General features: G+C 62.5%; 7 protein-coding genes. 6 read left to right on the top strand and 1 reads right to left on the bottom strand.

Features of this window, described 5'->3' with window-relative positions; translation table 11 throughout:
- The first annotated feature begins 137 nt into the window (after positions 1-137).
- Positions 138-2,390, top strand: a complete 2,253-nt coding sequence (locus tag VLY20_09895; protein ID HUK56956.1) for a hypothetical protein — start codon at positions 138-140, stop codon at positions 2,388-2,390.
- Between the two features lie 29 nt (positions 2,391-2,419).
- Complete coding sequence (locus tag VLY20_09900) at positions 2,420-2,764, top strand: hypothetical protein (protein HUK56957.1); 345 nt, start codon at positions 2,420-2,422, stop codon at positions 2,762-2,764.
- Between the two features lie 51 nt (positions 2,765-2,815).
- Here the strand turns inward: VLY20_09900 and VLY20_09905 are convergent, their stop codons facing one another.
- Positions 2,816-4,993 (bottom strand): radical SAM protein, encoded by a 2,178-nt coding sequence (locus VLY20_09905; protein HUK56958.1) that lies wholly within the window; start codon positions 4,991-4,993, stop codon positions 2,816-2,818.
- A 126-nt stretch (positions 4,994-5,119) separates the two neighbouring features.
- On the opposite strand from VLY20_09905, the gene VLY20_09910 reads away from it, so the two are divergent.
- The 4 genes from VLY20_09910 to VLY20_09925 all read left to right on the top strand — a co-directional run bounded on the left by VLY20_09910 (position 5,120) and on the right by VLY20_09925 (position 8,849).
- Entirely contained in the window at positions 5,120-5,647 is a 528-nt protein-coding gene (locus VLY20_09910; protein HUK56959.1) for a GNAT family N-acetyltransferase, read from the top strand.
- A gap of 166 nt (positions 5,648-5,813) precedes the next feature.
- Positions 5,814-6,266, top strand: coding sequence for a (2Fe-2S)-binding protein (locus VLY20_09915; protein HUK56960.1), 453 nt, complete (start codon positions 5,814-5,816; stop codon positions 6,264-6,266).
- 44 nt (positions 6,267-6,310) lie between these two features.
- Positions 6,311-8,272 (top strand): molybdopterin cofactor-binding domain-containing protein, encoded by a 1,962-nt coding sequence (locus VLY20_09920; protein ID HUK56961.1) that lies wholly within the window; start codon positions 6,311-6,313, stop codon positions 8,270-8,272.
- 7 nt (positions 8,273-8,279) lie between these two features.
- Positions 8,280-8,849 (top strand): nucleotidyltransferase family protein, encoded by a 570-nt coding sequence (locus VLY20_09925; protein HUK56962.1) that lies wholly within the window; start codon positions 8,280-8,282, stop codon positions 8,847-8,849.
- The last annotated feature ends 25 nt before the right edge of the window (positions 8,850-8,874 follow it).

Below are 8,874 nucleotides of genomic sequence, written 5' to 3' on the forward strand. Positions count from 1 at the left end.
TCAGTTATTGTCATGGCATTTTATCCAATTATCGGAACAGTCGCATGGAGCTTGATAGGGTGCATCTTAGGTTTGTTTTGGGAACAATCGAGAGATTAAATCATGAGTAGGCGTGAATAATGAAGGCTGGAGATCCCATGAGATGGAGAATCAAGAGTAAAAGTTTATTGCTAATTAAGTTCTGCCTGATTTTGTCTGCCCAAGGTAGTTTTGCATATAGCATTCCAACACATCAGGATATAACAAGGTCATCGGTGCTGAAGAGCAACATCGATGGTTATATACGAACAAATTTAGCGATCCCCGTAAATTCCCTATTTATGGATATTTCCTCAGGTCGCTCTCAAACATATGATGCTTGGATTGTGGATGGCAGTGCATTTGAGGATTATGGTAGCCGCTCTCGCAATCATTTTCATAATCCCCTTACAAACGCAGGGCTTTCCGACGTGTTTTCAGGCAAGTCCGCAGTTGACTGGGCAATTTCAGATCCAGAGAATGAGTGGTCCTGGACTAATACCAGAACTTATTTTTACAACGCATTGATATCCGAAACTAAAACTGAGAGGAACGATCAGTTCGCTAAAATGTTTCGGGCTCTGGGACAAGTAGTTCACCTGGTACAGGATTCTTCAGTGCCGGAGCATGTCAGGAATGATCAGCATCTTATATCGGCTATTCCTGTTTTAGGCGCATTTGGATATGAACCTTGGATACTGGGACATGTTAACCCCCTTAGTTTTTCGGCGACAACGTTCTCTTTCCCTCCAAACTTTCAATTAAGAAGCTTCTGGGACACCGATACCTACGTCGACTCTCCACTTCAACAAGGTCCATTAACCGGATTGGCTGAGTACACTAATTACAATTTCTTCAGCGAGGACACCATATTCACTGAACGTTTCTCAAAGACTGACGCCCATTATTTCCCGCATCCTCGAAAAGAATTTACTGATGCCATTTTAAAAGAAGAAATCGCAGAAGATGGGCAGACGGACCAAGTCTATTATGTTCATGGTTACCAGGCTAACTTATTAGCAACTGTTTCTTACACGAGTATTTACATTCCACCTTTAACAGTTATAGAGGGGTGGCAATACAACAGGGATCCAAACGTTTACCAAGAGTATGCAGGCCGTCTCATCCCTATGGCCATTAGCTACTCCGCCGGTCTACTCGACTACTTCTTTCGCGGACAAATAGAAGTCACTCCAGTCCAGGATGGGCTTAAGGTCAAGAATGTCTCTTCCGAGACGATGGATTCATATTTTGATCTTGCCGCCGGCGGGACAATCGGGGATCTCTCGGTATATTACGATGATCTTAACATTACCCGTCAGTATCTGGTTGATTATCCTCTTTCAGCCCCTTTGAATCCAGGACAGGAAATATCGATTTCTTTCCCCCGCCCTGCGGATAACATCAAACCGGGGCGATATATTGTAGTATTTCGAGGAAAGTTAGGACAGGAAGAGGGAGCCGTGATCGGGGCCGTGACCCCCGCCCCGCTTTACTATGTCTCGAAGCGGGCCGGCGTGTACAAAATTTTCCGAATGGATGCGGATGGAAGCAACCAGGAACTGGTCTATGACAATCCCGATCCCAATATCACGATCAGCAAGCTCGCGCCCTCTCCCGATGGAAAAACCCTGGCCTTTACCGTCGATGGGCCCCGAATCTATCTATTGGATATCCCCACCGGTGCGTTAACTGAATTCACGCAAGGAGACTGGCCGGACTGGTCGCCGGATGGGAGCAAGATTGTTTTTGAACGGGATGTAACACCGCCTGAAGGATTTGTATCCGGCGTCCAGATTTTTTCCGTGGTAGAGATCTTTGCCAGAGACGTCTCAAGCGGCAATGAAGTTCAACTGACGCATACCTATCCTCCCATCGATACGACCGCCGTGGGCTCGTTTAACGGACACCCCGCCTTCTCGCCGGACGGGAGCCGGATCGCCTATACTCGGTGGCCTCCGGATCCGGCGGACTGTAACAATCCCACAAGCTTTGTGATTTACCTGATGGACGCCTCGGGCAATTCCATCGGGCCCGTGACCTGTGATCCCCAGAGGCCCTGGCTGGATGCGGCGCCGGCCTGGAGTCCGGACGGCCGGGAAATCGCCTTCCTGAGACGATGGGATCAGCAGTTCTATCAGCTTCAAAAAGTACCCGTCGGCACCAAAGATATCGCCAAACTGACGAATTCGGACGGCACGGTCTACTCCGAGCTGACCCCGGCCTGGTCTTCGGACGGCAAATACATCGCGATTGGATCCAACCAAGACGGAGATTTCGATATCTGGCTCGTGAGTCCGAACGGAGGTTACCTGAATAATCTGACGAGCGGAAATACGGATATGGACGGGTTTCCAGCTTATGCGAGATGACGGATTGCTGTGAACAAAGGGCAAGAACAATGAAGCGACTTGCTGTAATTTATATTCTGTTCGGCGCATTTCTTTGGATTTACGGCTCGCCCGCGGCATGGGCCCAGAACGTGGGAAGTGTGGTTATTACCAACCCCACGGACGGAGCCACGGTTCACGGGCCGATCATTGAACTGGATTTGACCGTGGACAAGGGAGCGCGGGGCGACGCTGTGCATCTCTATGTCGATGGACGTTTCGAGGCCATTGTAAAGGGGAACCGCTATCGGCTCAAAAATCTCCCTCCCGGCCCGCACCGGATCGACGCGAAGCTGGCCACGCGGCGTCATGAGGAGATCGGCCCTTCCGCTTCGGTCACGTTCACGGTGGAGTAAAAGAGGGGGGTAGTTCAGCCCGTCCCCTTTTCTTTCGGGCTGAACAACAATCTAAAGAAGCAGTAGCCCGGCCTCCCGGACCGCCTTCCACTCCCTGCTTTTCAAAAATACTCCAAACGATTTTTTCGACTTAGCAGGGTAGCGCCGGGCCGCGTCCGCGAGCCTCGGGTAAGGGGCGCCTTTTCGCCCCCGCGGGCGGGACTCATGTAAGAGCGACCGAAGCCACGCGGCGATCGACGGCTCGACCCGGATTTTGCGATCCTCTCCCCAGCCGGGGAGGAACAACGAGGAGCCTTTTGAAACCGCCGGAACCCCGCCGAGCCAAACCATCCTCCGCTCCCGATCGTCACGGAAGGAAGGCGCGGCCGCCAGCGCGGCTTTGACGAGATTCCGCGGGACCTTCGGTTTTGGGAGGGGGAAATCAAAAAAGGTCCGTACGTCGGCGTCGAACCCGACCCCGTGCATGTAGTTGTAGATCGCCTTGGCGAGCCCCGGCCCGAATCGTTCCGGATCGCAGCCGGAGGGATCGACGTGGGTCAGGTCGTTGTTCGCAAAGCGGCCGGGGGCGGGGCCGGTGATCGTGATTCCGTAGGCGCCGGGGTTGAGACCGACGGGGCTGTGGCGGGTGGCGGTGAATCGATGCCAGAAGGCGGAATGGAGCATCCCGGCGGCAAAGAGTTGGCGGACCCGCTCCAGGCTTTCGATCGTCTCCCCGGCCGTCTCGGTCGGAAATCCGTACATCAAATAGGCGTGGACCATGATCCCCGCTTCGGTGAAGGCCCGCGCGACGCGTGCGACCTGCGCGACGGTGATCCCTTTTTCCATCAAGGCGAGAAGCCGGTCGGAGGCGACCTCCATCCCGCCGGTGACGGCGATGCAGCCGGAGGCGGAAAGGAGCCGGCAAAGGTCGGGGGTGAAGGCCTCTTCGAAGCGGATATTTCCCCACCAGGAAATCGCGCGGCCCCGATCCAGCAGTTCCAGCGCCAGATCGGCCAGGCGCGAGGGCGGCGCCGCCTCGTCGACAAAATGAAAGCCGTTCTCTCCGGTCTCTTCGATCAGGGCCTCGATCCGGTCGGCCAGGAGGGTCGCGGGCGCCGGCTCGTAGCGTCGGATGTAATCAAGCCCGATGTCGCAGAAGGCGCATTTTTTCCAGTAACAGCCGTGCGCCACCGTCAGCTTGTTCCAGCGGCCGTCCGACCAGAGCCGGTGCATCGGATTGAGCATCTCGACCAGCGAGAGGTACTTCCGAAGCGGAAGGCCGCGATAGGTGGGCGTCCCGCTCCCGGCAAAGGAAAGCTCCGGCTCCGGCGCCGTGTCGATATATTGAACCGCTCCGTCGCGGCGAATAAAAGTCCGGCACAGCCGCCCCATCTCCGGAGCGTCGAACGCTTCCAGGAGGGCCTCGAGGGGCCGCTCTCCGGCGTCGAGGGTGACGTAGTCCACGAAATCGAAGAGGCGCGGCTCGGACAACTCCCTCAGCTCCGTGTTGACGTACCCCCCTCCGAGCGCGATTTTGACGCCGGGATACCGCCGGCGGATGAACGCGGCGGAGCGGAGCGCGCCGTACAGATTTCCGGGGAAGGGAATCGTGATCCCGACGAGATGGGGCCCGACGGCTTTCATCTCCCGATCCAGGACCTCCTCCAGCATCCGGTCGATCAGACCGGGCGGTTCTTGTAGCGCCTGGCCGAGCGGGTCGAAGGAGGTCGCGGAGGTCGCAAGGCGTTCGGCGTAGCGGCTGAGCCCGAAGCGGGGATCGACCGTCGCCCGAATGAGATCGGCCAGATCGTCCAGATAAAGGGAGGCGAGGTGCTTCGCGCGATCGGTCAGGCCGAGGCTCCCGAAGGCCCAATGATCGTCGTCCAGGTTCAAAAACCGGGGCCCTTCCGGCAGAAATCGGCGACGGCCGATCAACGTCGCCCGGGAAGGATCGCTCCCCTGCAGAAACCGGATCACCGGCTCGATCGTGTCGAGATAACGATCCTTCAACAAGAGGGCCCGCTCGATCGCCGGGCCGGACATCCGATTCCGCGCCGCGACGGAATCGATCGCGTCAAAAAGACGGATCAGACCCGGGCGGGAAAAGAGCGTCAGAAAGGTTTCGAGGCCCAGATCGGCCTGGAAGACCGTGTCGATTTTGGACCGAAGATAGCCGGTCAGGTAAGCCGTCGCGGGATAAGGGGTGTTCAGCTGGGTGAAGGGCGGAGTCAGGAGAAGTAGGCGCGGCATGACGAAACGTATTTTGGCACCCCTTTCCTTGAAAGTCAAACCGCGCGGCGTTGATCTTGACGCCCGTCCGGAGTACCATAGATCGCCGTGACAGGGGGAAAAGTCAACCCGATTTAAAAGGATGAAATGGAAAAGGGCCTTCAACTTCGCGACGCGCGCGCGGGGGATCGGGACGCGATCCGGACCGTGACGCTGGCCGCCTTCCGGGAATACGCGGCCGTGATGCCCGCGCACTGGGAGAGGTACCGGCAGGGAATTTTGAACGCGCTCGCCGAGGCCGGTTCCGCCGAGCAAATCGTGGCCGAGCGGGACGGCGCGATCGCGGGCGCCGTCCTGCTGTACCCGGCCGGAACCGTTTTTTCCCGTCCGGACGGCGCCCGCGTCACGATCGAGCGCCCGGAAGTCCGTTTGCTGGCCGTCGCGCCGGCCGAGCGGGGTCGGGGCATCGGGGCCGCGCTGCTGAGCGAATGCATCGGGCGCGCCCGCCGCGGGGGCGCCGCCGACCTGACCTTGCACACAAGCGACTTCATGCGGGCCGGCCAACGCATGTACGAACGGATGGGCTTCGTGCGCGCGCCCGAGCTCGACTTCCATCCCTCCCCGGGCTTGACGGTCATGGGGTATCGCCTTCGACTCGGGGACCCGGCGTCTTAACCGCCGCGGACCGGCGACGCCCCTTCCGGATTATTTCGCCCCCGGCCGCGGAGGATTCCCGCCCATCTTGCCCGGGCGGCGCCGGATTTGTTATGATCGGCCCTCGAAGCTGAATGAACGGGATGACACAAATTCCACTCCAACCCGAAGGCCCTCGGATGCGACGATGCGCTTTTACTTGAATGTCAACGGCTCTGTTCACGAGGTCGACGTCCCGCCCGGCGCCCCGCTGCTCGGCATTCTCCGCGACGATCTTAATTTGACCGGGACCCGCTACGGCTGCGGCCGCGGGGTTTGCGGCGCCTGTTTTGTCCTTGCGGACGGACGCGCCGTCGCGGCCTGCACACTGGGCGTCGAAGAGGCGGCCGGGAAGGCGATCACGACGGTCGAGGGCCTGGGCCGGGGCGAAACGCTTCATCCGGTCCAGCAGGCCTTCGTGGAGGAGGACGCGATGCAGTGCGGCTACTGCACCGGCGGGATGCTGATCTCGGCGGCGGCGCTTCTGGCGCGGACGCCCCGTCCGACGGACGACGAGATCCGGGACGCGCTCGCGCCGAACCTTTGCCGCTGCGGTATTTACCTTCGCGCACTGCGCGCCGTGAAAAGGGCGATCCCGTGAGCCGGCCGAGACCCGGCGGATGGGGCGAGCGGCCCCCGGAGCGCGTGGAGCAGCGCATCGTGATCGAGCGCGACGGCACGGTGGTGGCGCGCTCCGGGAAGGTCGAGTACGGTCAGGGCATCCGCACGGGCTTCGCGAAGATCATCGCCGAGGAGCTCGCCGTGCCCCTCGCGCGCGTGCGCGTCGAGCTCGGGGAGACCGACCGGGTCCCTTGGGACATGGGCACGTTCGGCAGCATGTCGACCGCGACCGACGGCCGGAGCCTGCGCTCGGCCGCGGCGTACGCGCGTCGGCTGCTTCTCGAGCGGGCGGGCCGGCGCCTCGGCGCCCCCGCCGCCGAGCTGGACATCCGGGACGGGCGCGTCGTCGCGCGCGACGGGCGATCGATCGCGTACGAAACACTGACCGACGGCGAGCCCTTGACCGGCGTCGTTCCGGAACCTCCGCCCGCTCCCCGGACCGCCGCTCCCGACGAGAGCGCGCCGTTCCGCCTCGAAGCCTTCGACATCGTCACCGGCCGCGCGCGCTACCCGGCGGACGTGCGCCTCCCCGGGATGCTTCGCGGCCGCGTCCTGCAGGCACCGGCCCGGGGCGCGCGACTTGCCGCGCTGGACGACCGCGCGGCGCGCGCGCTGCCCGGCGTGGTCGCGGTCGTGCGCGAAGAGGATTTCGTCGGCGTCGCGGCCGAGCGGGACGAGGTGGCGCTGGCCGCGGTCCGGGCGCTCGTTGCCGAATGGAGCCCCGGCGGAGCCGCGGCCGCAAAGCCGATCGATCTCGTGCTTCGGCGCGACGACGGCGTCGAGACCGCGTTTTCGGCCGCCGCGCGAACCCTCCAGGCCCGCTACCACGTCCCCCACATCGCCCACGCGCCCATCGGGCCGAGCGCCGCGGTCGCCGACGTGCGCGCGGACGGCGCGGACCTCTACGCGGCGACCCAGCGCCCGTTCGGACTGCGGGACGAGGTCGCCGCGCTTCTCGGGGTTCCGCCCGGGCGCGTCCGCGTCCACCCGCAGGCGATGGGCGGCATGTACGGACGCGGGAACATGAACGACGCCCCGATGGATGCCGCCCGCCTGTCCCGCGCGGCCCGGCGCCCCGTGCTGGTGCAGTGGACGCGGGAAGAGGAGTTCCGCCGGAGCCCGCACCGTCCCGCCTTCGAGGCCGACCTGGAGGCCGGGCTGGACGCCGCCGGCGCCTTGGCCGCTTGGCGGTGCCGTATCCGGACCAACCCTCAGTTATACGGCGCGGGCGACGTCCCCGCGGCCGTGACGGAAATGACCGCCGGGCGAAACGCCCTGCCGCCGTATCGCCTGGGGAACGCCGAGGTGCATTTGCAGGTCGCACCCGCCCCGATCCGCACCGGGGCGTTCCGTTCCCTCGGGGCGGCCCCCAATGTCTTCGTCATCGAATCGTTCATCGACGAGCTTTCGCACGCCGCGGGCCGGGACCCGATCGGGTTTCGCCTGAGGCTCGTCGAGGACGCGAGACTCCGGCGGGTGCTGGAGACGGTCCGGGAGCGCAGCGCCTGGGATCGGCGTCCGCGCGAGCCCGGACGCGGGTTCGGCGTCGCCTGCGCGGTTTACCACGGCACCTACATCGCGGAGGTCGCCGAGGTCGTCGTTTCGATGAGCGGGCGGGTGCGACTGGAACGCGTCTGGTGCGCGGCCGACCCCGGACGGCTGGTGCACCCGGACGGGGCTCTCAATCAAATCGAGGGCGGCATCCAGCAAGCGGCCAGCTGGACCTTGCTCGAGGAACTCCGGCATCGCGACGGCGCGGTGATCACCGAGACCTGGCTCGACTATCCCATCGCCACGTTCCGGGACGCGCCCCGCGCCATCGACGTCGTGTTCACCTCCGATCCGGACACCCCTTCGACGGGCACCGGCGAGCCGGGCTCCGTCCCGACGGCGGCGGCGATCGCCAACGCGGTGTTCGAGGCCTGCGGCGTCCGCGTGCGGCGGCTTCCTTTGAGCCCCGCGGTGATCAACGCGGCGAGGGCTTGAGGGTTCGATGAAACCGGTTTCGGCGATTCTTCTCGCGGCGGGAAAGGGCTCCCGGGCGGGGGGGTTCAAACCGCTCCTGCCGTGGAACGGCGAAAGCTTTCTCTCAAAGGTCTTCCGCTCGATGAAGGAAGCCGGCCTCTTCGGTGAAATCGTCGTGGTCACCGGTTTTCGGTCCGACCGCATCGAGGCCGAACTTCGCGCGATCGGGGCCGACGCCGCCTTTAATCCGGAATTCGAGAAGGGCATGCATCGCTCCATCCGACGGGGCCTGCGAGCGCTGCGGCCGGGCTGGAGCGGGGCGCTCATCGCCCACGTCGATCAGCCGCAGCTGGAACCCTCCGACTATGCAAAGATCGTCCGCGCGTTTCAGAATTCCGCCCGGTCGCTCGCCCGGCCGTGTTTCGAAGGCCGGCCGGGGACCCCGGCCATTCTGGGCTTCGAGCATCTGGAGGAAATCGAGGCCGAACCGGACGCCGATCGCGGATGCGCCTATCTCTTCGAGCGGCATCCGCGGGACGTGCTTTCCGTTGAGATGGACAACCCGAACTGCACGAAGGACTTCGACGCCTATCCGTGAACCCGCCCGGCGGGCGCCGTCCCCA

This window comes from Nitrospiria bacterium, assembly GCA_035517655.1.
Lineage (GTDB): Bacteria > Nitrospirota > Nitrospiria > JACQBZ01 > JACQBZ01 > JACQBZ01.

What these genes read in the sequence shown, in the direction of transcription:
- VLY20_09925 (HUK56962.1), top strand. Translation starts at nt 8,280, where the DNA reads ATGAAACCGGTTTCGGCGATTCTTCTCGCGGCGGGAAAGGGCTCCCGG.
- VLY20_09895 (HUK56956.1), top strand. Translation starts at nt 138, where the DNA reads ATGAGATGGAGAATCAAGAGTAAAAGTTTATTGCTAATTAAGTTCTGC.
- VLY20_09905 (HUK56958.1), bottom strand. Translation starts at nt 4,993, where the DNA reads ATGCCGCGCCTACTTCTCCTGACTCCGCCCTTCACCCAGCTGAACACC.
- VLY20_09900 (HUK56957.1), top strand. Translation starts at nt 2,420, where the DNA reads ATGAAGCGACTTGCTGTAATTTATATTCTGTTCGGCGCATTTCTTTGG.
- VLY20_09910 (HUK56959.1), top strand. Translation starts at nt 5,120, where the DNA reads ATGGAAAAGGGCCTTCAACTTCGCGACGCGCGCGCGGGGGATCGGGAC.
- VLY20_09915 (HUK56960.1), top strand. Translation starts at nt 5,814, where the DNA reads ATGCGCTTTTACTTGAATGTCAACGGCTCTGTTCACGAGGTCGACGTC.